This window comes from Janthinobacterium sp. PSPC1-1 (genome assembly GCF_049897625.1).
Classification (GTDB): Bacteria; Pseudomonadota; Gammaproteobacteria; order Burkholderiales; family Burkholderiaceae_D; genus Janthinobacterium; species Janthinobacterium tructae.
Window position 1 is genome coordinate 60,586 of record NZ_JAFCWP010000005.1, and the last position, 25,664, is coordinate 86,249.

The 25,664-nt window shown below is 59.1% G+C and carries 21 protein-coding genes; 1 reads left to right on the top strand and 20 read right to left on the bottom strand.

Annotated elements, in window-relative coordinates:
- Window positions 1–84: 84 nt before the first annotated feature.
- Window positions 85–879, top strand: a complete 795-nt coding sequence (locus tag ACP7EG_RS16910) for a PEP-CTERM sorting domain-containing protein (protein WP_426088553.1) — start codon at window positions 85–87, stop codon at window positions 877–879.
- A gap of 10 nt (window positions 880–889) precedes the next feature.
- Here ACP7EG_RS16910 and ACP7EG_RS16915 read toward each other — a convergent pair whose 3' ends face one another.
- The 20 genes from ACP7EG_RS16915 to ACP7EG_RS17010 form a co-directional block, all read right to left on the bottom strand.
- A complete protein-coding gene (locus ACP7EG_RS16915) occupies window positions 890–1,894 on the bottom strand; it encodes a TIGR03790 family protein (protein WP_426088554.1) in 1,005 nt (334 codons plus the stop codon).
- A 191-nt stretch (window positions 1,895–2,085) separates the two neighbouring features.
- Window positions 2,086–3,504: a mannose-1-phosphate guanylyltransferase/mannose-6-phosphate isomerase gene (locus tag ACP7EG_RS16920; RefSeq protein ID WP_426088555.1), complete on the bottom strand. Its 1,419-nt coding sequence runs from the start codon at window positions 3,502–3,504 to the stop codon at window positions 2,086–2,088.
- Between the two features lie 16 nt (window positions 3,505–3,520).
- Window positions 3,521–4,666, bottom strand: a complete 1,146-nt coding sequence (locus ACP7EG_RS16925; protein ID WP_426088556.1) for a sugar phosphate nucleotidyltransferase — start codon at window positions 4,664–4,666, stop codon at window positions 3,521–3,523.
- Between the two features lie 150 nt (window positions 4,667–4,816).
- Complete coding sequence (locus tag ACP7EG_RS16930) at window positions 4,817–5,542, bottom strand: WecB/TagA/CpsF family glycosyltransferase (protein ID WP_426088557.1); 726 nt, start codon at window positions 5,540–5,542, stop codon at window positions 4,817–4,819.
- Between the two features lie 18 nt (window positions 5,543–5,560).
- The gene (locus ACP7EG_RS16935; protein WP_426088558.1) at window positions 5,561–7,060 is read right to left on the bottom strand and encodes a lipopolysaccharide biosynthesis protein; all 1,500 of its coding nucleotides are present in this window, start codon (window positions 7,058–7,060) and stop codon (window positions 5,561–5,563) included.
- Between the two features lie 13 nt (window positions 7,061–7,073).
- On the bottom strand, window positions 7,074–8,276 hold the full coding sequence (locus tag ACP7EG_RS16940; RefSeq protein WP_071078893.1) for a glycosyltransferase: 1,203 nt from the start codon (window positions 8,274–8,276) through the stop codon (window positions 7,074–7,076).
- A gap of 45 nt (window positions 8,277–8,321) precedes the next feature.
- Complete coding sequence (locus ACP7EG_RS16945) at window positions 8,322–9,389, bottom strand: acyltransferase family protein (RefSeq protein ID WP_426088559.1); 1,068 nt, start codon at window positions 9,387–9,389, stop codon at window positions 8,322–8,324.
- Between the two features lie 191 nt (window positions 9,390–9,580).
- On the bottom strand, window positions 9,581–10,708 hold the full coding sequence (locus ACP7EG_RS16950) for a glycosyltransferase family 4 protein (protein ID WP_426088560.1): 1,128 nt from the start codon (window positions 10,706–10,708) through the stop codon (window positions 9,581–9,583).
- Window positions 10,698–11,984 carry a polysaccharide polymerase gene (locus tag ACP7EG_RS16955; protein WP_426088561.1) on the bottom strand — a complete coding sequence of 429 codons (1,287 nt, stop codon included), beginning with the start codon at window positions 11,982–11,984 and terminating at the stop codon, window positions 10,698–10,700. The genes ACP7EG_RS16950 and ACP7EG_RS16955 overlap by 11 nt, the downstream gene beginning before the upstream one ends.
- A 57-nt stretch (window positions 11,985–12,041) precedes the next feature.
- Window positions 12,042–12,755, bottom strand: a complete 714-nt coding sequence (gene epsI, locus ACP7EG_RS16960) for an exosortase-associated protein EpsI, B-type (RefSeq protein WP_208624507.1) — start codon at window positions 12,753–12,755, stop codon at window positions 12,042–12,044.
- A complete protein-coding gene (gene xrtB, locus ACP7EG_RS16965) occupies window positions 12,748–13,641 on the bottom strand; it encodes an exosortase B (RefSeq protein ID WP_426088562.1) in 894 nt (297 codons plus the stop codon). Before xrtB ends, epsI begins: the two co-directional genes overlap by 8 nt.
- 461 nt (window positions 13,642–14,102) lie before the next feature.
- Complete coding sequence (locus tag ACP7EG_RS16970; RefSeq protein WP_426088563.1) at window positions 14,103–15,134, bottom strand: glycoside hydrolase family 5 protein; 1,032 nt, start codon at window positions 15,132–15,134, stop codon at window positions 14,103–14,105.
- Between the two features lie 455 nt (window positions 15,135–15,589).
- Window positions 15,590–16,477, bottom strand: a complete 888-nt coding sequence (gene epsG, locus ACP7EG_RS16975; RefSeq protein WP_071078899.1) for a chain length determinant protein tyrosine kinase EpsG — start codon at window positions 16,475–16,477, stop codon at window positions 15,590–15,592.
- A gap of 16 nt (window positions 16,478–16,493) precedes the next feature.
- Window positions 16,494–17,903, bottom strand: coding sequence for a chain length determinant protein EpsF (epsF, locus tag ACP7EG_RS16980; protein ID WP_426088564.1), 1,410 nt, complete (start codon window positions 17,901–17,903; stop codon window positions 16,494–16,496).
- Window positions 17,904–18,013: 110 nt separating this feature from the next.
- On the bottom strand, window positions 18,014–18,778 hold the full coding sequence (gene epsE, locus ACP7EG_RS16985) for a polysaccharide export protein EpsE (RefSeq protein ID WP_298408387.1): 765 nt from the start codon (window positions 18,776–18,778) through the stop codon (window positions 18,014–18,016).
- Between the two features lie 88 nt (window positions 18,779–18,866).
- On the bottom strand, window positions 18,867–19,787 hold the full coding sequence (locus tag ACP7EG_RS16990) for an EpsD family peptidyl-prolyl cis-trans isomerase (protein WP_426088565.1): 921 nt from the start codon (window positions 19,785–19,787) through the stop codon (window positions 18,867–18,869).
- Between the two features lie 306 nt (window positions 19,788–20,093).
- Entirely contained in the window at window positions 20,094–21,476 is a 1,383-nt protein-coding gene (locus ACP7EG_RS16995) for an undecaprenyl-phosphate glucose phosphotransferase (protein WP_426088566.1), read from the bottom strand.
- An 8-nt stretch (window positions 21,477–21,484) separates the two neighbouring features.
- Entirely contained in the window at window positions 21,485–22,732 is a 1,248-nt protein-coding gene (epsL, locus tag ACP7EG_RS17000) for an XrtB/PEP-CTERM-associated polysaccharide biosynthesis outer membrane protein EpsL (RefSeq protein WP_426088567.1), read from the bottom strand.
- 59 nt (window positions 22,733–22,791) lie between these two features.
- Window positions 22,792–23,463 (bottom strand): CAAX prenyl protease-related protein, encoded by a 672-nt coding sequence (locus ACP7EG_RS17005; protein WP_426088568.1) that lies wholly within the window; start codon window positions 23,461–23,463, stop codon window positions 22,792–22,794.
- Between the two features lie 275 nt (window positions 23,464–23,738).
- Window positions 23,739–25,631 (bottom strand): ATP-binding cassette domain-containing protein, encoded by a 1,893-nt coding sequence (locus ACP7EG_RS17010; RefSeq protein ID WP_426088569.1) that lies wholly within the window; start codon window positions 25,629–25,631, stop codon window positions 23,739–23,741.
- Window positions 25,632–25,664: the final 33 nt, after the last annotated feature.

A 25,664-nucleotide genomic window follows, 5' to 3' on the forward strand; every position in this document is an offset into this window, starting at 1 on the left:
CTGGGGGCAAACAGGCCTCAGTTACCGCCAGCACAAACAGCAGCCGCGGCAACGGGCAAACAGCAGAGATAGGAAAGATTGATCATGAGAAAAAATAGTTACCCTTCATACTCGACACTGTTGCTTGCAGGATCTCTGCTGCTGCCCCTGCTGCCGGCCCAGGCGGATACCTACGCTGGTTACTATGTCAATCCGCAAGCCGTGCCGCCTGGCAAAAAACCGAATTGCTCGCAGTCCATGCAAGATGGAAACACGAAAGCGCAGGGCCAGGGCGCATCCAACGTCAGCATGGAAGGCGTGAACAGCCCATGCAGCCTGTCCAATGGCGATATCAATTACGATGAATTCAAGAATGATGGCGTCGGTCCCGGCCCGGTCAGCAGCGTCGGTGACGATGCCGCCTACCACCGCAGCCTGCCCAGCGACGATGCCAAGACCGGCGTGAAACGCTTGCCATCGGATGCACTGGAGTTCACCAGCGTGAGCAGCCGTCCGCTCTCTTCCATACCTGGCGCCTTGACCAGCACGGGTACGGACAGTTTCAATACGGCATCAACGTTGCAGCCATTCGCGCCAGCTGGCTGGGTCGGCTGGCCTGCGGCGAATGCTGGCGGCACCGAACGCCTGGCAGCTGCCAGCTTCGTCAGCCCCGGCGCCACTGGCGGCGCTTCCGGCGACCCTGGCGTGTTTGGCACCAATCCGCCCGTCGCGGGCGTGGAGACGCCAGAGACGCCCGTCGTCACGCCGCCCGTCGTCACGCCACCGGTGGTGACGCCGGTCGATCCGAATATCCCGGCCGTCCCGGAAGCATCCACCTGGGCCATGCTGCTGGCCGGACTGGCCCTCGTCAGCCTGGCGCTGCGCCGCCGCAGCAGCTAAGTAATACCTGTCAGCGTCGGTATGGTGTACTCAACGGCTCGCCGATGAAGATGCCCTGCGCCGGCCAGGCCACGCTCTTCCAGTAAGCCTCGATCGCCGTATCGCCGGACAGATAGCGCTGCAGCAGCACCGTCGGTTGCGGAAACTTCTGCCAGTAATTGCACGGTTCGCTAACGCTGCCATAACTGGCCGTGGCGCCCGCCTCGAGCCAGCGCAAGCTGCTCATCTGCCCCGTTCCCAACAAGTCGCCGCCATACGACGTCAAATGATCGGCCAGCGCGCCCGGTGCAAACTTGAGCGTGTCGAGCTTGGCCACGCGCGCCATGCCCGTCTGGTAGACCATGATGTCCGTTGCGCCGTCGAGCTCGTCGGCGCGCAGGCGTTTGATGTTCAGTTTTTTTGTCGACAAACGTCCTGCCGGCGGGAAAAAAGGCGCACGGCTGTTGCGCGCCGTTTCACCGGTCGTCAAATAATACGCATTCGCTTCCTGCAGGCGAAAACCGGCGCTGACGCCACGCTCGATCAGCTGGCGCGCCTGCGCCACCGATTCGGTGGGCAACAGCATGCTCAGGCGCATCTTGTATTGCGCATACGGCAGGCCGTGCGCGGCATTGAAATAGGGGCTGGGCTGACCCGCGCCGCAGCTGCGTGCACACAGTCCCGCATCGACGCCCAAGGTGTAGGCGGCAGTGATGGAATTGCATTCGACGGCGTACGGCGCCGTCCAGACCATCAGCACGGCCTGGATTTCAGGGCTGAGCTGGCTGTCGATCTGCTTTTTCAGAGTGGCGAACTCGACGGCGCTGAGCTTATGCGGACGATTGGCGATGCGCACGTGAACGATATTGGCTGCCGGTATATTGCGCGCCTGCCGATAATAGTCGGCGATGGCCACGCTATTGGGCTCATCGTCGTTGACCACCAGCGCCAGCTGCCCGGCCGATAGCGCCGGCGACATGGCAGGGGCGACGAACTGGGCGCGGGCATCGGCCTGCACCAGGACGCTGGCGAGCAAGGGTAAGAGCAGGTATTTCAAAGCGGAGAGACTGGCCTGTACTGGTCAAAGGGGCAAGAAACGCTTGCGGCATGTTGCTAATCTACCTTGAAAGACGTTGCTTTACCAAGCGATATTGCCGGAAAATGCTGCCCGATGAAAACCTCGGAACGCCAGAACCGTCGCCCTGGCGCCCCATGCGGGCTTAAGTACTAGACGCGTTTGTAGACATCTTCGTAGCGCACGATATCGTCTTCGCCCAGGTAGCTGCCGGACTGCACTTCGATCAGGTGCAGCGGCAGGCGGCCGGGATTTTCCAGGCGATGCGTCATGCCGATAGGAATGTAGGTCGACTGGTTTTCACTCAGCAACTTGACTTCATCGCCGCACGTCACCTGCGCCGTGCCGCTGACGACGATCCAGTGTTCGGCGCGGTGATGATGCATCTGCAGGGACAGCTTGCCGCCAGGATTGACCGTAATGCGCTTGACCTGGAAACGGTCGCCCAGGTCGATGCCTTCGTAGCAACCCCATGGACGATACACCTTAGTGTGCTGCAAATGCTCGGTACGGCCCGTGCTTTGTAAGTGGGAAACCACTTGCTTGACGCGCTGCACCTGGTCCTTGTGCACCACCAGCACGGCGTCCGCGGTTTCCACCACGACCACGTCCTGCACGCCGATCAGCGCCACGATGCGGCTTTCGGCGCGCACCAGCGAATTGCTCACGTCGTCCAGATACACATCGCCGCGCACGGCATTGCCGGCTGCATCGCGCGGCAAGACCTCGTGCAGCGCGGACCAGGAGCCCACGTCGCTCCAGCCGATATCGGCCGGTACGACCACGGCGCGGCTCGTGTGTTCCATCACGGCATAATCGATGGAGTCGGCGGGACAGGCGGCGAACTCCTTCTCGCTCAGGCGGCAGAAATCGAGGTCGCGGTAAGCCAGGCGCACTGCCGCTTCGGTAGCGTCGGCCATGGCGGGCTGGAATTGCGTCAATTCCTGCAAATAGCTGGCGGCGCTGAAGAGAAACATGCCGCTGTTCCAGAAGTAGTCGCCGCTGGCAACAAAACCGGCCGCGCTCTGCGCATCGGGTTTTTCCACGAAACGTTCAATCTGGTAGCACGCTTCGCTGCCCGCGATGGCTGCGCCGCGACGGATGTAGCCATACCCCGTTTCCGGTGCCGTCGGCACGATGCCGAAGGTGGCCAGCGCGCCTTGCGAGGCGGCCTGGAGCGCATTTTCGATGGCCGCATGAAAGGCCGCCCGGTCTTCAATGACGTGATCGGCTGGCAACACCAGCATGATGGCTTGCGGATCGAGCGCTTGCAAATACCAGGCGGCGGCGGCGACGGCCGGCGCCGTGTTGCGGCCCACCGATTCGAGCATGATGGCCAACGGTTCGATGGCGATATCGCGCATCTGCTCGGCCACCAGGAAACGGTGCTCGTCGCCACAGATCAGCAACGGTGCCATCATCTCCGGCCAGCCAGCCAGGCGCAGCGCCGTTTCCTGCAGCATGGTTTTATCTGATACCAGCGGCAACAGCTGCTTGGGCAGCGCTGCGCGCGACAGGGGCCAGAGGCGGCTGCCGGCGCCGCCGGACAGGATGACGGGATAAATCTTCATGGTGGACGTCCTCTATTTATTTCGATAATGCAAGTTCAACGGGGCTGCGGCGCTTGCTGCGCCGGTCGCGCGCGTTCGACCATTGATCGGTCAGGCATTCGGACACGTGTTTCATCTCTCCGTTGCGGTCGACACTGTACTCCTTGAAGACGATAACTTCTTCCAGCGCAATGTTCTGCAGCACGCGCGTATATTCAAAAAGTACGCTGCGCACCACGCGCGCACCGGAACAGATATGGCTGCCATGACCGATCCAGGTGGGGCCGATGATGGTGGCGCCCGCTTCGATCTTGCAGCCCGAGCCGATATACACGGGCCCTTCGATGTGCGTGCCTTCCCACTCTATGCTCGTATTCAAGCCCACCCAGATGCCCTCTTCCAACTGTACGCCAGGCACGTCCATGTGGGCCACTTCCCCCATCATGACGCTTTGCGATACTTCCCAGTAATCCTTGATGTTGCCGATATCGATCCAGTTGAACGTGCGCGACTGAGCGTAGAAAGGCAAGCCTTTTTCTGCCAGTAAGGGAAACAAGTCCGAGCCGATGTCGAAGACCGTGTCCTTGGGTATCAAGTCCAGCACGGCAGGCTCGAAAATATAGATGCCGGTGCTGACATGGTTCGACAGCGCCGTTTCCTGGCTGGGCTTTTCCTGGAACGCCTTGATGCGGCCATCCTTGTCGCTGACAACCACGCCATAGCTCGACACCTTGTCCCACGGTACTTCGCGCGTGATCACGCTGGCCAGCGCCCCCTTGCGGCGATGCTCGAACAGGGCCGACTGGATGTCGAGGTTGATCACCGCATCACCGCACAGGACGATGGTGGTATCGTCAAAAAAGCCACCGAATTCCTGGATCTTCTTCATGCCGCCGGCCGAGCCTATCGGCTGCGGCACCACCACGCCGGCATCGGTCATATAGCCTTCGAACGAGTAGCCGATCTGCACGCCATACTGGTGGCCGTCGCCGAAATACTCTTCGATCTTTTCATGCAGGTAACTGACATTGACCATGATGTCGCGCACGCCATACTTGGCCAGGTGCTCGATCAGATAGGCCATCACGGGCTTGCCCAGGATGGGGATCATGGGCTTGGGTAAGTCATAGGTCAGCGGGCGCACGCGCGTCCCCTTTCCTGCGGCCAAAATCATTGCTTTCATTTCACGCTCCAATGTCTATGGGGACGCCGAACTCTGCTTGCGCCTACCCGAAGCGATAGAATATCACCAATTTGGCAACACTATTACCTTTTTCATATTATTTTTTGCGCATTGCAACATGACAGACTGTCATCTTTGCTGGCGACCGCGTCAGCGGTACCTGGCGCATTCGCGCAAGAATACCAGGATGTCCCAGGTATAGCGTCGCAGCAGCCGGCGCGGCTCTTGCAGCAAACGGTAAAACCACTCCATGTGGATGCGCTGCACAAAAGCAGGCGCGCGCCGCTTGCCGCCGGACCAGAAGTCGAACAGCGCGCCCACGCCCACCAGTACGTTGGCGTCCAGGGCATCCTGATGTGCGAGTATCCAGCGCTCCTGGATAGGGTTGCCCATCGCCACGAGCACGACCTGGGCGCGCGTCGCATTGATTTGCTGTACCAGATCGGGCGCACTGCCGATGCCGGCATGGCCATCGCAACTGCCGACGACGTCCTGCCCCAGCACCGTGCGCACATGCGTCACTGCCTTGGCCAGGATATCGGGTCGCGCGCCCAGCATGAACACGCGCAGCGGCTGCGCGCTTTGCGCGAACAAATACGGCGTGAAATCGGTGCCATTCAGATTCGCAGCGAAACGGCGCCCCTGCATCAGCCTGGCGGCGATATCCATGCCGACACCATCGTTGACGATGAGGTAGCGGCGCGAGGGATCAGCTTCCAGTACGAAGCGGTTCTTCACGATAAAGTTGGTATTGGCAAAAAACAGCGCCGTCTTTTCCCCACGCGCGATGACGCCCAGCAAGTGCTGCGCCAGCCACTCGCGCGTCGTGCTCAGCACGGGAAAGCGGCTGATGTTGATGGTTTCTGGTGCTTCCATGGTACTTGTGCGCCTCCTTCAATCCGCGGCCGCGCCGCGGTGCTTCAAATTGCGTAATTGCCTGAGCAGTGAGAATGGATCAAAGCCCCCTGCCGTGCCGCGCAGCGCGCGCCCCAGCAGCAACATCGGCAGCAGATAGGCGATGGCGCCGGCAAACAGGGCCAGCACCAGCAGCACGATGGCGCTGCCCTGCCACCAGCGCGCCATCGCGTACAAGGTCAGCAACAGTGCCGCAGCGCCCGCCAGGACAGGCTGCAGCGCCACCAGGAAAGTAGTCCAGGGCAAGTCCATGGACTTGCATGCCAGGTGCTGCGACCACGGCAACATCAGCAGGTAGGCGGCGGCAAACGACAAGCTCATCGCCAGCAAGCCATACTGGCTGAAGCAGGCGGCCAGGATCACGGCCAGGCTCAGCTGCAAGATACCGAGCAGCGGCGGCCAGCGGCTGTGTCCCAGGGCAAACAGCACATAGTTGTTCAGTTCCGCTACCGAAGAGAGGCAATACAGCAGTGCCAGCGCGGCGATGGTGCTACTGGCAGCCAACCATTTCTGGCCAAATACCGTTGCCACCAGCGGCTCGGCCAGGGCGGCCTGGAACAGCAGCATGGGCAGCATCAGGAACAGCATCATCGCCAGCAATTGCAGGTAAGCCTGGCGCAGCTGCTCGGGCTTGCCGCTGGCGGCGGCGAACACGGGCAGCGACACGCGCAGCAGCGACGCCGTGATGACCAGGTACACGGCCGAAGTCAGGCGCTTGGCCAGGTTGTACAGTCCGGTCGCATACGGCCCCAAAAAGATACTCACCAGCAAGGAATCGCCATTGCTGTTGGCAAAGGACAAGATGCCGGAGACGCTAACCTGGCGCACATCATGCCAGTAGCGGCTGGGCCGCGCGCGCCACGCCAGGCTGGGCAGCCAGCCGCTTTGCAGCACCACCAGCAGTAGTGCCAGCCCGGCTGCCATCACTTGCTGCACCACCAGCGACATGGCGCCCCAGCCACGGTAGGCGAGTGCAATGCCGAGCACGCCACCCAGCATGACGGACACGGTGGAGCGGATGGCCAGCTGCTTGAATTGCATCTGCCGCACCAGCCGCGCTTCGTAGGAACGCACCATGCCGAAGAACAGGATGGAGAGGCTCATGCCTTGCAGCACGGGCGCCAGCGATGGTGCGCTGAACAGCGCCGAGACGGGGCCGGCGCTCAGGAACATGCAGGCGCACAGCAACAGGCCGGCTGCCGTGCAGCGCCAGAACAGAGCCGAGTAGGCGCCGTCATCGGGTTCTTTCGCGCGTATCACGGGCATGGCCAGTGCGTCGAGCACGACCAGGCGCGAGAACAGGATGAACAAATGGGCAATCGTCAACAAGCCGAATTCGGCAGGGTTGAGCAGCCGCGCCAGGATGGCGAAGATGATGAAGGACAAGCCCTGCTGAGCCAGATTGTCGAGCACGGCCCAGAAGGAGCCGGACGCCATGCCAGGCGCCTTGACGTTGCCTTCGGCTTTGCTCTCGTTCATGCTGCTGCCCCGCTCACGGGCGTGCCTTGTAGCTGGCCACGGTCGCGCTGACGAAATCGCTGATGCGCGCGGCGATCGTGCCGATATCGAAGCGGTGCGAATGCTGCAGCGCATTTTGCGCCAGGCGCATGCGCGCAGGCTCGTCCGGTTCCAGCACGTCGCGTAGCAAGGTGATCAGCTCGTCGTGCTGGCCCGAGGCAAAGGTGTAGCCATTCTCGTTTTCGCGGATGCTCTCGGCGATGCCGCCGGAACGCGCGCAAATGACGGGCACGCCGTAGGCCAGCGCTTCGACGACGATGCGGCCAAACGGCTCCTTCCACTTTGACGGCACCACCAGCACGTCGAACAGCGGATAGACGTCATCGGGCTTGACCCAGCCCATGAACTCGACGTCGGCATCGCCGAATTTTTCACGCAGGCTGGCCACATACGCTTCGTCCTCGCCCGTGCCGCCGATCAGGAAGCGCACATTGCTGTTCGGTCCCATCAGGCGCGCCGCATCGGCCAGCACGTCGACACCCTTGTGCGGCGCCAGCACGCCCATGTAGCCAACGACCAGCTTGCCGTCGCGCGCCTTGGGCACCCGCCCCGCGATGGGGAACACGGGACCGGGAATGACGGCCGAAGTGGCATGCTTGAAGTAGCCCAGTTCCAGATGTTGATCGACAACAAAACGCGTTTCGCCAAAGACTCCGTCCACCAGGTGCGACATCGGTTTCTTTCCCACAGACAACACCTTGCAACTGCCGCACTGGCCCGTGCAATTGGCGCCGTTCTTGAACAGGCCACCACGCCAGCAAGCCAGAAAGTAACTCTGGATGACGTGTACCACGGGCACCTTGTGCATGCGCGCCAGCAACCAGGTTGCCACATTGATGTTTTCAATGCTGACCGTCATGACGACGTCGGGCCGGAAAGCCTTGACGTGCGGGCGCAAGCGCCAGTAGGCGCGCGGATTGAAATTTTCCAGCACATGCCACAACATCTTCAAGGCTGCCGGGCGTTTGGTAAAAAAGTAGTCCCAGTACACATTCGGCGAGCGCATGATATGCACTTCCACGCCCTTGTACTGTTCCACGCCGGCGGCGTCGCCAACAGTGACGACGCGCACCTCGTGTCCCTGGGCCAGCAAGCCGCTGGCGATCATGAACGAACCTTCCGGCCCGCCCCCTTTGCCGCGGGGAGGAAAGGCGGCACACACAAGCAAAATTTTCAAGTCGGTGCTCGATCAGTAAAAAGAGATAAAAAAGTGGACATGGCTTCAGCCGATGGCGGCCTTGTTCTTGACGCCCAGGCGCGTGAACATGCCCTCGATGCGTCCGGCGTACTTCTTGCCGAGGTTTTTCACGGCCAGCGCGCAATAGCGTTCCACCGTATAGAAGTACAGGGTTGCCAGCGCAATGATCAGCACGAAAGTCAGCGCGACGACGACGGGATGGGCAATCTCGTCCGGATACAGTTTCTTGACCCAGTACAGCACTGGCATGTGCAGCAGGTACAGTGAAAAACTCAGGCTCCCCATCAGCCGCAGCAAGGGATTGCCGAACAGCAGACGCGCGCTGAGGGAATCGAAGGAAAAGACGAAAATAAAGAAGGCCACCAGCACCGCCATCACCAGCGTGCTGAGGTTTTCATGGGTCATGCGCTCGCTGAGCTGGATGACGCCGCATTCGACGCCCAGGAAAATCAGCAACAAGCTCACATGGATGATATTGATCAACTGCGGCTGGTGAAATTCAATGTGCATCTTCCGGCGCACCACGCCGGCCAGCACGCCAAAGGCAAAGTAGTGCAAATTGGCACCCACAAACGTGCCCGGCAGGCTGCGGCGCAGCATGATCAGCAGCACGCAGGCGAAAACGATAAAAATCAGTGGCATGGCATTCTTGGTCGACACATAGTGCGCCGTCGCGCTCCACAGCAGCAGGAACAGGACGTAGAACTGCACTTGCGGGCCTATCGTCCAGAAGACAGACTCGTTACCAATGAACAACAGATGACGCAGCAAATTGTGCGCGCCGATCTGATACTCGAACTGCGGGTCGAAGAAAGTGAAGATGACGAAGGACGCGAGGATCGTGAACAGGTAGGCGGGCGCGATGCGCGTAAAGCGCGCCAGGCTGTAGGCAGTCACGTCCTCGGCACAGAATTTCTTGTCGATATACAGGTAGGACAAGAGAAAGCCGCTGAGCGAGAAAAAAATCATCACGCCCAGGTTATTGAAATGGTGCGACAGGCGCAAAAATCCTTCGCTCCCCATGTGGGCGTAAATCACCATCAGGGCGGCAAAACCGGCCAGGCCGGAGATTGAATCGATTTTCTTGTTCACTGAGATAGCTCACCGGTTATGAGGGAAAAACATAGCCGTCTCGGCTGCTCCTGCGATCGGTGCGTCAATACACCGCCGCGCAGCACTATTATAATTAAATTAATCTTTATTGTCCGCACATTATGACATGCGGCCTGAAACAATTACCGTTTACACCACAGTTCCGGTCAGGAAAAATCTTTGACGCCAGCTTATTTTCGCTTGCGCAGAAGTTCTTCATAGATTGCCACGTAGCGCCCGCCGATATGATTCCAGCTGTACTGCTCGGAAAAATGCTGCAATTGCATGCGCCGCGCCGCGTACGCATCCTGGTCTTGCGCATGCGCGGCGGCAATTGCCACCACCGTCTGCGCCACGTCGCCAGTGTGCAAGATACCGAGCTGCGCCTTTTCCAGCAGCTTGCGAAATGGTGGAATATCGCTGAGCACGGGCGTCAGGCCCGCGCTCATCGCTTCGATGGCGGCAATGCCAAAGCCTTCATGACGCGACAGGCAAATATAGTAGCTCGACTGCGACATCAGCTCGGCCAGTTGCGCATCGCTGGGATTGGCGACGATGCTGACTCGTTCGGCAATCCCCTTCTCGCGCGCCAGCGCTTCCAGGTCGGCGCGGCTGAGGTCATACTCGCGCCCGGCAATCACCAGGCGCCATTCAGGATGGCGCGCGGCCAGTCCGGCAAACAGGTCCAGCGTTTCCTTCAAACCCTTGTTCGACGACCAGCGCCCGAAATACATGATGCACGGCAACTTCGTGGTGGAGCCCTTGGCGTGGTACTTTTCCACGTTGACGCCGTTTTCAATCACCGTCAGGCGCGGCGCCTTGATGATCTTGCCGAACAGATTGCCATCGTTGTCGCTGGTGCCGACCACGCGCGCATAGGCGTGCGAGGTGGCGCGCGTGACGGTATGGAAGAAGATCGTCTTCAGGCGCGAGGCAAAGCTGGTATGGAAGAAACCGCCATGGGTGGAGGCAACCAGCGGACGTCGGTGCAGCCACTTGGTGGCGGCCAGGTAATCATAGGCAAAATCGACGCCATGCACGTGCACCACGTCATAGTCGCCCAGCAATCGCACCACGCCGGGCGAGAACGGATAGCGCGTAGAACCCGAGTAGGGAATGCGGATCACGCGCACGCCATTGACCACCTCTTCCGCCGGCAGGATGTCGGCCGGGTTCACGAATACGCGGTTCAGCGTGATGATGGTGGGAATGTGGCCGTGGCAACGGGCTTGGTAATGGGCAATATTTTGTACGACATCTTCCATGCCACCGATCGATGGATAGTACTGGCGAACAACATGTGCAACTTTAATCGGCATAATGGGCTTTCCCGGCAACAAATTGGCCGGAGCGCAGCGGAGAGGCCAGCCATTTCTTGTCTCGCACGGCGCAACAGCCGAGCAAGAACCAGAGGACGCCGGCCGACTTCAGCGCGAACAGGGAGGTACCGCTGATGCACAGGATCAGCGACATATAGATAACGATATAGGTACGGAAGCGCTCGCCGTGTTCGTCGCGCATCTTGATCATCCACAGGCCGATCCACAGCACCACGCAGCCAAACAGGCCAAAGCGCGTCAGGATGATGGAATAACCCATATCGCCGAAGTTGATGTTGTAGCCGGCCAGTCCGAAAATTTCAGCCGGGCCGAAACGCACCATGGTAATGCCGCTCGAATACAAGCGGCCAGGAATGTTGTCACTGTAGCGCCCATCGTAGTACAGGCCGAACAGGATCAAGATGACGGCGCACACGAAAGGCAGGATCATCACCAGGCGATTGCCGCGTCCCGAAAAAAGCAGGCGCATCAGCACCATCAAGCCCACAGTCACCAGGCCATAGCGCGAATCGGCCAGGGTGATCATGATGGCGGCGGCGCCGAGGAAAAAGGCCATCGAACGCCATTGCTCGCGGCCCTTGGACAAGCCCCATGCCGCCACGATCACGGCAAAGTTGCCGAGCGAGACAGGTTCGAGAAATACGGACGAAACGCGATGGCTGCCCAGCAGGAAAGGCAGGATGGTGCGGCCGATGCCGGCCGGGCGAATGCCGTTCAGCGCCAGGGTGCTGCCTTCAGCCCAGTTGGTACTGGTCGAGATATTGCCTTGCGCCAGGTAATACGAATACACATTGAACAGTTTGGAATACACGTCGACCAGCAGCAACTCGAAGAAGCCCACCGCCAGCACGATATAGATAATGATCTTCAACAGACGGTCGGCGAATTTCTCGTCACCGAAATTGCGCCCAAGAAAATAGAAGAGCACCAGGATGATAATGTCGCGGAAACCCTTGGGATCGAGCGAACTGCGCAGCAAGGCCAGCAGCAGCAAATACGAGGCGATCAGGGTCAGGATGGCCACGAAAGACAGTTCGATGCGGCGCAACAGCAGCACGGCACAAGTGACGTAGATGCACAGCTCGGAAAACGCCACCAGCGCCGTCGATGCCTTGAAGAAATGCGTGTGCACAAAGCACAGCACGGCCTGGTAAACCGTGGCGGCGATCAGGATGGCCAGCAACAAATGGCGCTTGTTGCTCTCCTCGCCAGCGTCGGGCAGGCTGGCGTGGGGGGTGCGGGCGTAGAGAGTCATGCTTGTTTCATCATCGGTTAATAAGACAGATTGGTCAGGCTGCACGCCGTGTTATTGCTAGTCATCGAACTTGCCGGCCAGTTTTTCCGTCGGCGTCTTGCCGATATGGGCAAACAGGGCATTGACGAACTGATCCTGCAACGCATACGCCGCCGTCTTGTCGGCCTGGATGCTCGAGACGCGGAACAGCAAGCCATCGGGCACCTTGCCGCCCAGGCCATAGAACAGCTGGAGCAGCTTGCGCCCCACGCCAGGCAAGGTAGCGCGGTCGCCAACGGTCACCCAGTAGGTAATCGGCTCATTGCGGCTGCCACTGACTGCCACCAGGCGGCGCACGGGAATGTTGCGCTCGGCCACCTTCAGCACGCCCACGTCATTGCTGGTGATGGCAAAGCCTTGCGCCGTATAGCAAATTTCGGGGCGGTGTGCCTGCGTCGCTTCGCCGCGCTGGTCATCGCCATAGGCGACCGACAGCAAGATGCGTTCGCCAGCGGCGTTCACATAGGTGCGCGCCAGCGTTTGCGTGTAAATCTTCGCCAGCGCAGCCTCGGCTTCCGGGTTGACCACGGCGGCTGCCGCATCGCGCTCTTCATGCCACTCGCCAAACTCGGCCGGTACCAGCGCCGTCAGGTCCAGCATGGGCTTGCCTTCGGACATCTTGACCGTGGGCGTCACTATCTTCGTCAGCACCGAGGTCGATACCATCAGCACGCCCAGCAGCAGGCCCGCGAACAGCGTCTTGCGCTGCATACCTTGCAGTGTATCAAGCATGTTTTTTCTCCCGCCGCTGCACATACGCCTGCAACAGCCAATCAACGCCCAGGATCAGCAACAGGGCGGAAATGAACAGCACCATGCCGGCAAAACCATGCAGGAAGCCCTGTCCTGCCGCGTCACCGAAATAATACGTAATCAGGGTCAAGGTCATCACGCGGATCACATTGGCGGTAAAGGAAATCGGCACGATCAGTACGGCCAGCACGCCGTTGCGCAGGGCAGACGTATGGCGCACCAGATTGAGGTAGAACAAACCCAGGGCTTCGAGCGTAAACAGCGTGTGCAAACCGGCGCAGGCATCTGCTACCATCAACTGATATTGGCCCATCTGCAAAATCACGCCGCTGCGGGCGATCGGATAACCAAGGAAAAACAGCACATGTTCAGTGACATACGACACAGCCGTCTTCATCGGCATCGTCAACATCGCCACCAGGATGCCGGGCAAGGGAATCATGAACAGCATGAAGAACAGGGGAAACCACATGATGCGCAAGGCCAGGGTACCGCGCTTGATCAGCAGCACTGCGGCCAGCAGGACGATGTAGGAGCCGATTTCAAAGATGGAAAACTGTTGCGAGCGGCCCAGCACATACATGACCAGGCCCACCACGGCGACGATCCAGCCTGCCTTGGACGAAGGCTGGCCTTCGGTTCTTGCCATCATTTCCGGCCACTTGCGGTACAGCAGCCAGGTCGACAGCACGAGGATGATCGGGCCATGCGCCTGCTCCTCGCTCATCCACAAGCCAGTGATCAGGTCATAAAAGGACGGGACGTACAGGGCCAGCAAACCGACCACGACCGGTCCCCATTCGGGAATGGCGGCCTTCCACCACGGTATCACGGCGCCGCGCGAGCTTAAGGAAGAGGTTTGCATCACTACCCCATGAATGACTGTCGTATCAAAAGCGCCGGCCTTACCGAATGGTATAGCACAGCATCGTTGGCATCGGTTAAACCTCGGCCTATCGTATTTGCAAGATAGCTCCCCCAGAAACCTTTAAAGGATAAGAAACTATTTTAACAAAACATTAAGATTATAACGGAGCCGCGACGCTGGTCAAGCTGAAATACCGCATTTGGGCAGGCTATTTTTTCGTCCACGCGCAAATATTGGCAAAAGAGACAAATCCCTGTGCAATCAATCACTTGCCATACGGAAAAATGATTCTCTTGGTCAACTTTAACCTGCCGCAGCTGCCACGACGGAAACGGATTGACACGAACGGCAACACGCGCACTTCAGCGGCAAGTTCCGCGACAAAACGGGGCGCATGACCGCGCCAACTGGCGCGGTCATGCGGGCGCAACAAGCGACGTGGCACGCTACGCCACAGTCTATTTTTGCCACTCGACCTGGAGCAGGGACAGGGAATTGCGCGTCACACCCACGACCGGCTGCACACTGAAGATATAATTCTTGCCCCACCACGCGCCCGCTGACCAGTACGTCCAACCGGCCCATGGCGCGTTACGCATCGACGTCAGCGCCGCCTGCAAGGTGGGCCGGCACTCTGGCGTGTCGGCAACGCCAAATTCGCCCATGAACAGACTTTGCTTGTTGGCCACGGCCCAGACCCTGACCTTTTCGAGGATATCCGTCAGCTTGGCCGGAGAGATGCAATCGGCCTTGGTTCCCGAGTAATTCGAGTCGACATACTGGTGTACCTCGATCAGGGTGCGCGCCAGCGGGTCTTTCACGCTAGCAAAAGTCGTGGCGTTGGACACGCCATCGCGCGGTGTGGCCCAGTCGTGCGCGCCACTATAGGTACCGCCGGCAATGACGACCAGGTGTTTCGCGTCATTTTCACGCAGTTTTGCCAGCGTGGCCTTGGACGTTTCGCCCCATTGCCTCAGGCTCGTCAGCACCGGTTCGTTCATGAGTCCAAGCGCGACCGTATCAACATCAGGAAAGGCTGCACTCATGCGTACCCAGAAATCGGCGAAGTCCTCGGTCGTCGCGCCAGGCCTGCCCAATGGAATATTGTTGTAGGCACCATAGTTATGCGCATCGAGCAGCACGCACATGCCGCGCGATTTCGCCGTCTCCACCACCTTGGCAATAAACCTGAGCTGCGTCGGGTCGAGCGGACCGCCCACGACAGGCTGCAAGCGTTCCCAGCGGAACGGCAGGCGCAGCATGTTCGCGCCCAGATTGGCAAAGTAGCTGATATCGCTCGCGCTCGGATACATGAAATCCTTGAATACGGTACCGGGAATCTTGCCACCATTGAATTCTGCCCCGGCCAGATTGACGCCGCGCAAGGGCGCCTTGTCCAGGCAAGTGGCGCCGGCAGGCACGGCAACGGCCATCGCCGCGGCCAGCAACACGCCCAGCGCGCCCCGGCGCAAGCGTTCTGCGCCCGCCATGGCACTGCCGGCATCTGGCCCCCTGTGATCGCTGCTCAATTGTCGGACTGTTTCGAACAGAAATTTCATGTTGCCATCCCTCCATTGTGGAAATACATCGTTTGTCCACTATACATTTCGCATCCTTGCTGGCGCAATAAAAACCAGGCCTGGCTTGACGTTGAACATGGCCTGGCCTTGTCAGTGTTGCCACCGTCAGGCATTCCCCCTATCCGATCGCAAGCGGCCATCTTTGCCGAGCGACGACGCGCTCAACGAGCGATAGTTGAATCATAAGCGGTAATTGCTACGACGCCAGGACAAGCCGCTCTATTTCATCACGGAAAGAATTCGTGTGCCGCTTGTTCACATCATGAAAATGGCCGCACATGGCGGCCAAGCAAGTTCGGGCAGAGGAAGCGTGCATATCATGTCTGGTTAGGCACGATATGCACAAGGGCAGCGATAATGCGGGGTTAAAACTCTTGCATGACGGTACCGACAATTTCAACACCGTTACGCTCCAGCTGTTCGGCGAAGGTTGCCAGATCGGCCAGTCCAGTGGCATTCTTGCGCGCCACCAGCAAGGCGCCGCCCGCCCGCGCAGCGACGGCCAGCGCATCCGAGCCGCTGGAGAATGGCGCAACGTCGTACAGCACCACGTCATAGCGCGAGGCGACTTGCTCGTTAAGTGTGGCAAATGAAGTGCGACTAAGCAATTCCTGCGGATTCGGCGGCAAGGTGCCCGCGCTCATGACCGACAGGGCAACAAACGAATCGATCTTGGCGATCGCGTCCAGGTCGCCGCGGCCAGCCAGCAGGTCCGACAGGCCCTGGCGCCCTTTCAGGCCGAAGAATTCCTGCTGTTGCGGCGCGCGCAAGTTCGCATCGACCAGCAAGGTTTGCTCGCCGAGCTGGGAAAAGACCACGGCCAGGTTGGCGGCAAAGATGGCTGCGCCATCGTCCGCATTGATACTCACCACCACCAGCGCCTTGCGGCCGCGCGCGAACCAGCGCAACATCAGCTGGCTGCGGATGGCGCGCAAGGTTTCGACTTGCTGGCCAAATGGCTCGTACGCGGCAATCAGCTTGTCCGAAAAGTTGCCGCTACCGCGCGGCAGGTAGGGATAATTGAACTGGCGCGCGAGTACCTGCTCGATATCGGCTTCGGTGATCAGGCCCAGGCGCAGCGCCGCTTCACCAAAACGGATGCCCAGTTCCTTCTGCATGCGCAGCACGCGTTCGGCATTTTCCGGCGTGATCTTGCCCGATTCCAGCAGCAAGCCGCCGATGCTGGAATCGCCAACGTGCGCCGTGTGGGCGGCAGGCGCTGGTACATGGCCAGCCAGTGCAGGATGATTCATTGTGTTTCCTATCTAATTAATTCAAACGCAAGCGGCTCGACAACACCGACTTCAGGGACTTGAAGCGGCGGCGCTTCGGCGCTTGCCAGGCGATCACGCCCAGCACCGGAATTTGCAGCGCATCGAACAGATCGCGTTCGGAGCGCACGCGGCGGTCCAGCATTTCCAACAGAATACTCAAACCCAGGCCAAGCAAGCCGCCAAAGAAGAAGGCAAGCACGGTGTTGAGGATGACTTTCGGCCCCGCTGGCACGACCGGCGGCACGGCAGGATTGAGGATAGAGATATCGGACTGTTCGGCCTGGCCTTCGATGCTGGTCTGCGAAAAACGCTGCGACGTGGCGTCGTAGGCGCGCTGGGCGCTTTCGACATCCTTCATCAGCACGCCCATTTCGTCGCGCGTGCGGTTCAGTTCCAGCACTTTGCTTTTTTGCGCCGCCATGGCACTACGGATGGCACTTTCGCGCTGCTGCAAAATCTGCGCATTGTTGCTCACGCTGCCTGCAGTGACACGGATAGCCGCTGCCAGGTCGCTGCGCAATTTATCCAGTTCCGCCTTGGCGCTGATGTATTGCGGGTGGTTCTGCGACAGGCGCTGTGAAATCTCGGCAAACTTCGATTCGGCCGTGCCCAGGGCAATCTTCAAATTCTGGATCATCGGATTTTGCGCCACATCGGGCGATTCCAGCGACGACGCGCCTTGCGCCATGCGCTGGCGCGAAGTCGCTTCCATCGACTGCGACTGCGCCATCACCAGTTGCTGCGACAAATCGTTCAGGCGGTTCGATTCCACGTCGACGCGGTTATCCAGGCTGACGATGCCATTTTCCTGCTGATACTTGGACAAACGGCTTTGCGTTGCTTCCAGTACATCGCGCATCTGGCGCGTCTGATCGTTGAAATAGGCCGAGGCTTTTTTCAAAGGCTCGACTTTCAACTGGATGCTGACGCGCTGGTACTCTTCGGCAAAGGCATTCGCGATGGCGGCCACGAAACTCGGGTCCGAACCGCTGAAACTGATTTCTACAACGCTACTTTCACGCGAAGGTACGACCTCGAGTTTTTTCAGCAACAGATCGGCCAGCCAGTCACGCACCGTGCCCTCGCCGCCCGTGGCAGCGTTGAACTGGGCGATGACGGCAGGATTTTGCGCCAGCTTCAGAGAATCGACGACATGCAGGGCAACGTTCTTGCTGCTGATGATATCGATTTGCGTCGCCATGTAGCCGGCCATCAGTTGACCCGGCATTGCCAGGCCCGTGACGGTATCGACGCCCTTGTAATTGAGCAACACGGATGCCGTGCCCTTGTACGTCTTGGGCAGGAGCAGGCTGATCGCCAGCGTTGCCGCCACCACGATCACCAGGGTGATCCAGATGACGCGCTGGCGAGCGCGCAATATCAGTAAAAACTGGGAGAAATTCATAGAAACCGTCTCATATCATCGCAAAACAATCGGTACAAAATAGGCAGCAAAGCTGCCACCATCACTTGGAGCCTATCCCAGCAGAAGACGCTCACTGCTGGAATCGGCTCTTAAAACCAGCTTTCCTTCACATACACCACGTCGTCGCTGAGCAGCAGGTCATCGTGATTGGCATCGAGGATCTGCAACTTGCCATCCGGCCCCCGGCGCTTGATGCGGATGTTGCGCTCGGTGCCGCGCTGGGTCAGGCCACCACCGGCCGACAGCGCCTGCAGCACCGTCATCGAGCGCTCCAGGCGCATGGGGCCTGGACGTTGCACTTCACCATAAATATAGATGCGTGGAGCGCGTTCTACAAATACAACATCGTTGGCGGCCAGGTCAAAATCGCGGTTCAGGTCGGAAGTACGCACCATTTCCACGACATCGACGACATCGGTAGTGGTCTTGCCATCGCGTTTGCGGATCAGGCTGACCGTATCGCCGCCCTCGGGACCGATGCCACCGGCGAGCGCCAGCAAGTCAAGCAGGCTGCGGCGGCCATCGACCGGATAACGGCCCGGCCGGTTCACCTGGCCCAGCACCGACACTTGCTGACTTTGCAACAAGGTAACGATGATATTGACTTGCGGCTTTTTCACAAAGCCGCCCGTTTCGAGCTTGTTGGCAATCTTCTTTTCCGCCTCGGCGACGGGCATTTTCATGACGTTGACCTGGCCGATCAGGGGGAACGTGATGTCGCCCGCTTCGCTGACGCGCGTCTCCACGCCCAGATCCGGGTTGCCGTAGACGGAAATCTTCAGCACGTCGCCCGCGCCGAGCACGACTTCTCCGGCATTGGCACTGCCCAGCGTGAAGGCCAGCAGTGAGGTCATTATCAAAAGTATCAGTCGTTTCATCATCAGCTCGATCTCGTCGGTCATTACGGTTAGTTATGCAAAATATCAATGGTGCCAGGCATGCTTATTTCAGGCCAGCAACGCCCCGTGCGGTAGCCGCAGCGCTGGCGCTAGCCGAGGCTGCAGAAGCCGCACCCGACGCCGCAGTTGCAGCAGAAGCAGCTGGCTGGTTCAGATACTCGATCTTGGCCGCTGCGCGCAGGCGCTCCATTTCTTGCTTGGCGGCATCCTTGGCCCTGGTATTGACCAGGTACTGCTCGATCTGCGGCGCGGCGGCGGCCAGCTTGACCGGCACATCCTTGATGTCGACGATCGTCATCAGCATCGCGCGTTCACCTTCATTGATGATGAACAGCTGGCCTTTCGGCATGGATTGCAACTTGGCAACTAGTTCCGGCGCCAGGTCCGTCGTCGTGCGCGACACCTGGCCACGCGCAAAACCGATCTTGTTGCTCTCCATCCAGGCCGCTACCTCATCGAGCGACTTGCTCTTGTCGATCACTTGCTTGAGCGCATCGTTCATATCCTTGCTGGCGATCAGCAACTGGCGCATGTCGAACTGCTTGCGATTGCTGAACAACTCAGGGTGCTTATTGAAGTAATCTTCCACTTCGGCCTTGCTCGGAGGCGCCATGCCGCTCAGTTTCTTTTGCATGTAGGCCTGGCTGATGATCAGCGCCTTGGCCCGCTCGACGGCTTGCATGACCTTCGGATCGCGGTCGATCTTTTCTTTCAACGCAACATTTTCGACCACTTGGCGGTCGATCAGCGCTTCGAGCAATTGTTTGCTGGCCGCCTCCTGCTGCGCCGCCGGCACGCCGGCGCGCTGCAATTCCTCATTCAGCTGCAGCGCCGTGATTTCTTCGCCATTCACGCTGGCGAGCGCCTGCCCCACCTTCTTCTGCTTATCGCCACCACAGGCGGCCAGGCCGGCCACTGTCAACAGGATAACGCCAGCGGTCAGGATGCGTTGTTGTACATTCATTCGTTTCATTTTCATCGGACTCGCCATCTCAGAGGGTTCAACATGTTTTCAAGCGCTGCCACGCTTTTCGGGCAGGCGGATCAAAACGATGCATGCACTACATTGTTTCAGCATGTCATCTTACAGGTCCTGCAATCACTTTAGCATGCAACAGGTACAAATTATGCAACAGAATTATAGAAATCACAAATGCTGCAACTAATTTTCTTTAGTCAACATAAAAGCCAGACGCCGGGCAACTTGGGAGTTGTCGCCACGTCACAATGCTTGGCTGTGCGGCAATCTTCTTGATAGTCTGTCGCACCATCAATGGGCATTTTCCCGTTTCAGCACCACTTGCACCGTGCGCACCACGATCCACAGGTCCAGCCACAGCGACCAGTTACGCAGATAGTCCAGGTCGAAATGCACGCGCGCTTCCATCTTGTCGAGGGTTTCCGTCTCGCCCCGCAAGCCATTGACCTGCGCCCAGCCGGTAATGCCCGGCTTGGCCTTGTGGCGCAACATATAGCCCTTGATCAACTTGCGATACTGCTCATTGTGCGCCACTGCGTGCGGTCGCGGACCAACGATACTCATGCGCCCTTGCAACACATTGATAAACTGCGGCAACTCATCGAGCGAACTGCGGCGCAGGAAAGCGCCGATGCGCGTCAGCCGCTGGTCATCCTTGGTGGCCTGCACCACCTTGGCACCGTCTTCCGACACCGTCATCGAACGGAATTTATAGACGATAATTTCTTCGCCATACAGGCCGTAGCGACGCTGCTTGAAAATGACGGGACCGGGCGAGGTCACCTTTACAGCGATGGCAATCATCAGCATCAGCGGCAGCAGGCACAACTGGATCAGGCAGGCGAGCACCAGGTCGCTCATGCGCTTGATCGTGCTGTTCCAGCCTGTAAATGGCGATTCGCAGATGGCGATGACGGGCATGCCGCACACATTATCAAAACGCGCCTGCATCAGGTCAAATACATAAATATCCGGCAGGAAATACACCGAGGTGGTGGTGTCCTGCAATTCATCGAGCAACTTGCGGATGCGCGGCTGCGCCGAGATGGGCTGGCTGATGAAAATCATCTTGGTCTGCTTGCTGCGCACGTAAGCGGCAATCTCATCCATTCGGCCCAGCATCGGGTGATACATGTCCTCTGGCCAGCGCTCCTCTTCCCGGTCGTCAAAGTAGCCGTCCACCTGCATGAACAGGTTCGGGTGCTTGCTGATGGCGTCGGCAAAGCGCACGCTGACATTGTTGGCGCCGATGATGGCGACAGAGCGCACTTCGTCGCCGTTGCCCTGGATGGAATGCGCGCGGCGCACCGCCAGTTGCAGGAAAATCAGCAGCAACGGCGTGATGACAAACCAGGCACACACGGCCTTGACATGATAATGCTGCGCCAGGCCGCTGACCACGCCGAGCATGACCAGGATCAGCGCCGTGACGGCCCAGCCGACGATCACGTCGCGCGCATAGGCCCACATGCGCCCGGCACGCCAGGCGCGATACGGGTCGATATGCTGATAGATGGTCGATGAAATGAAAAACGCCAGTATCATCAATATCAGGGCATAACCGTCGAAGGAAGAGCCGAGCAGGATCGAGCATACATACAGCGTGACCATGATGACCAGGGGGTCGAGCACACGCTGAAAAAAGGAAATCAAGGGTATATCGTTAATCGTCATTTTACTTTTCAGAATTGAACATTGGCGGAGAACGAAACCCCTTGGGATCGGTAACTATTGCTGCCCACGATAGGATTGCCGCTGCGCCTGCTGCGAAATGTATCCGCTTCCAGCGTGATATTGCGCAGTGGTGTGTAAGTCAGGCCCAGCGAAGCGCTGGTGCTCGCATCGGACAGGCCATTCAAGGCCGTGAAGCCATTGATGGTGCTGAAATCACGCTTCTCGTGCTGCAGCTGGGCATTGACACCCACCTTGGCCGTAGCGCTCCAGAAGGCCGCCACGCTGGCGCCCTTGTTCAGGCTGCTACCGACGATGCCGCCTTCAACCACCTGGAATTCGCGCCACAGTGCCGCATTGAATCGCAATTTGCCCGTCGCCACCCAGTCGGCAATCAGGCGGCCGTTGGCGCCGCTGCTGCTGCCCGAACCCGACAGCGGATGCGTACGCCGCACCCAGCCGCCGAGGAACGACAGCTTGGTCGGTCCGCTGACGAGCCACAGCACATTGGCCTTGATTTCATCCTGCGTGTAATCATTATCGGGAAAACCCGTCCCTGCGCCGCCCTTGAATTGATAGTCCGACTTCAGGCGGCGCAGCTGCACGCCCACCTTGCTGCCGCTGGCGGCGAGATAGTCGAGACCGAGTTCGGTTGCGTCTTCCGAGCGGTTGTTGATCTTTTGCGCGAGCAATTCATAGTCCGCATCGAAGCGCGAAAAACCTGCGCGCACCTGCCAGCTGGGATGGAACAGCCAGGTCACATCCGCATAATGGCGGCGCTGCGTGCGCAAATTGCGCTCCTTGGAATTGGTATCGGCAAATGGCGTCAGCGTTTCAAGGTAGCTGGTACCCAGATGGCCCTGTACGTGGTTGCCCAACTGCCAGGCCCAATCGACCAGCGCGTCCTTGCCGTTGTAATCGAGTTCCGTGAAACGGTTGAAGGTCACGCGGCTCAGCTTGGCGTAGCCCGTGAACAACTGCCGGCCGATAGGACGTTCGAACAGGAGGCCGCCTTGCACCGTCCGGCTGGTATCGCTCAGATCCGGCGTTTGCCCCGGAAACTCGCTCAGGCGCAGCAAGTTGTCGTCATAGGCAATCGACGTCCGGATGAACGGATGGATGGTGTCGCTGATTTCGGCATGGACGGCCGTGCTGAAGGCAGCGCCGATCAGCAGCGACAGCGCACCCAGGCGCGGCGTGCGAAAAACAGCTCGTACTGCGTCACGGGCAGCGCACTTTTTTTCAGTCAAGCTCAACATTTTTTTCATCTTTGTGATTACTGCATTAACTGCATTAACTAATGGCGCCGATGACGCGATTACCAATAAGCCCATTGCCCAGTCATGAGTACCCAGACACCCAGCAAGCCATTCGTCACGCCATGCGCGATGATGGCCGACCACAGGGTGCGAAAACGCACGTAGAGCCACCCATATGCTAAGCCGGCAAGAATGCCCGCCAACCACAAATTATGTTCAAAGCCAAACAGTATCGCCGTAATAAGAATATAGCGAAATCTCAGCAGTGACGGTTCAACGGCCAGAAAATTCGGCGATTGTAACCAACGCAATAGAAAGGAGCGCCAGAATAACTCTTCCATCACGGGCACCACCAACGCGGCACCGGCGATGCGCGCCAGCAGCAGCGGCCAGTCGTAGCCATTACCGGAGCGCGGATCGAAACCGGCCGACTCGCCGATGACCATCCAGGACGCGCCCAGGTTGAGCCACAGCACCAGCACCACGATGCCCGCCAGCACGGCCAAGACAATGGCACGCCATCCCATGAGCGCCGGACCGGGCCAGGCCAGCTCCGTATAGTGCCGGCGATATAGCCATAGCAGAGCCAGAACGACGCCAATTTTCACCACATACAAATAGCGTAGTTGCTCCTGAGCATAGCCCGCCCATATTAACACATCAGCAATAAGAATAAAAAATAGATAAGTAAAAAAAGGCAGCACGCGTGGCAGCGCGAGTCGGTCAAACATGAAGGCGCTCCCCCGTTTCCGGTCTGGTGATGGCTGGCAAATGAAGATTGCTTGCGGCTGACGCCGCTACAGTAACAACACGGGGAATAGTATCAGAAATATTGTCTTTGATACATCAACAAGACGCAATGCCGCTCCGGGGTCTGTAACGGAGAGTATGTTGCAGCCCGACACGCTACACGCGCCGGGCTGCAACACCCGCTTCAGCCAGAGTTTATCACTACAGTATCAATTTTGATATTAATTGCCACAGGCGGCAATCAATGACAGGCAACTCAGCCTTTGGCGCGCGCTTCGATCGCTTCCCACTTTTCCAGCGCTGCCAGCAACTCTTTCTCGATTTCTGCCACGCGCGCATTGAGGCGTTTGCCTTCAGCCGGCGTTTTCTTGTAGAAATCGGGATGCGACAATTGCCCTGCCAGCACGGCTTGCTCATCTTCCAGCGCTGCCATGATGTTCGGCAGTTCGTCGAGTTCGCGCTGATCCTTGTAGCTGAGCTTTTTCTGCTTGGCCGCCGGTGCGGCAGCCTCGACCTTCACGGCCGGCTTGCTGGCTGGCGCCGTGGCGATCGGCAAGGTGCGCACGCGCTCCCAGTCCGTGTAGCCGCCGACGAACTCGCGCCACTTGCCCTCGCCTTCGGCGACGATCACCTGCGTGACCACGTTGTCGAGGAAGGTACGGTCATGGCTGACGAGGAAGACGGTGCCGGTGTATTCTTCCAGCAACTCTTCCAGCAATTCCAGGGTATCGATATCCAAGTCATTGGTCGGCTCATCGAGCACCAGCACGTTGGCCGGCTTGGCGAACAGGCGCGCCAGCAGCAAACGGTTGCGCTCGCCGCCGGACAGCGACTTGACGGGCGAACGGGCGCGTTCCGGCGCAAACAGGAAGTCGTTCAGATACGTCATCACGTGGCGGCGCTGGCCATTGATCTCGACCCAGTCGCTACCCGGCGCGATGGTTTCCATCAGGTTCGCTTCCTCGTTCAGCTGCGTGCGCATCTGGTCGAAGTACGCCACTTGCAGCTTGGTGCCCAGGCGGATGGTGCCCGTATCGGACTCTTCCTGGCCCAGGATCATCTTCAGCAAGGTGGTCTTGCCGGCGCCGTTGGCACCGATCAGGCCGACCTTATCACCGCGCAAGATGGTGGCGCTGAAATCCTTGACGATGACCTTGTCGCCATAGATCTTCGAGACGTTTTCCAGGTCCGCCACGATCTTGCCCGAGCGTTCGCCGGCCGACACGTCCAGCTTGACTTGTCCCTGCTGGTCGCGGCGCGCATTGCGCGTCAGGCGCAGCGCTTCCAGGCGGCGCACGCGGCCTTCGTCGCGCACGCGGCGCGCCTTGACGCCCTTGCGTATCCACACTTCTTCCTGCGCCAGGAACTTGTCGAACTTGGCGTTTTCCACGTCTTCGATTTCCAGCTGCTCGGCCTTGCGTACTTGGTACGCCGTGAAGTTGCCCGGGTACGACAGCAAGCGACCGCGGTCGAGTTCGATGATGCGCGTGGCAACGTTGTCGAGGAAGGAGCGATCATGGGTAATGAACAGCACGCTGCCCTTGAAATCGCGCAACAGGCCTTCCAGCCACAGGATGGAGCTGAAATCCAGATGGTTGGTGGGCTCATCGAGCAGCAGCACGTCGGGCGCGGAGACCAGCGCGCGCGCCAGTGCGACGCGCTTTTGCATCCCGCCGGACAGGGTTTTCATCAGCATGTCGCCCGTCAGATTCAGACGATCGAGTACGGTTTCCACCTTGTTCGGCAAGCTCCACGCATCGGCCGCATCGAGTTTGACCTGGATGTCGTGCATGCGTTCCATCAATTCGTCGTCATTGCCCTGGCCAAACTGGCCCGTCAACTCGTCGTATTCCTTCAGCCAGGCTTGCGATTCGCCCATGCCGGAGGCGACGGCGTCGAACACGGACATGTCCGGGTCGAATTGCGGTTCTTGCTCCACATACGCGATCTTGATGCCTTGCTGCATCACCAGCAAGCCGTCATCGAGCTTGAACTTGCCCGAAATGACCTTCAACAGCGAGGATTTACCCGTGCCGTTGCGGCCGATCAAGCCCACCCGTTCCGAGTTTTCCAGTGAAAATTCCGCGTGATCGAGCAGCGCGACGTGACCGAACGCAAGTTGCGCCGATGAAAGAGAAATGACAGCCATAATGAATAAGAGTGCTCGGGCGCCGTTTCCTGC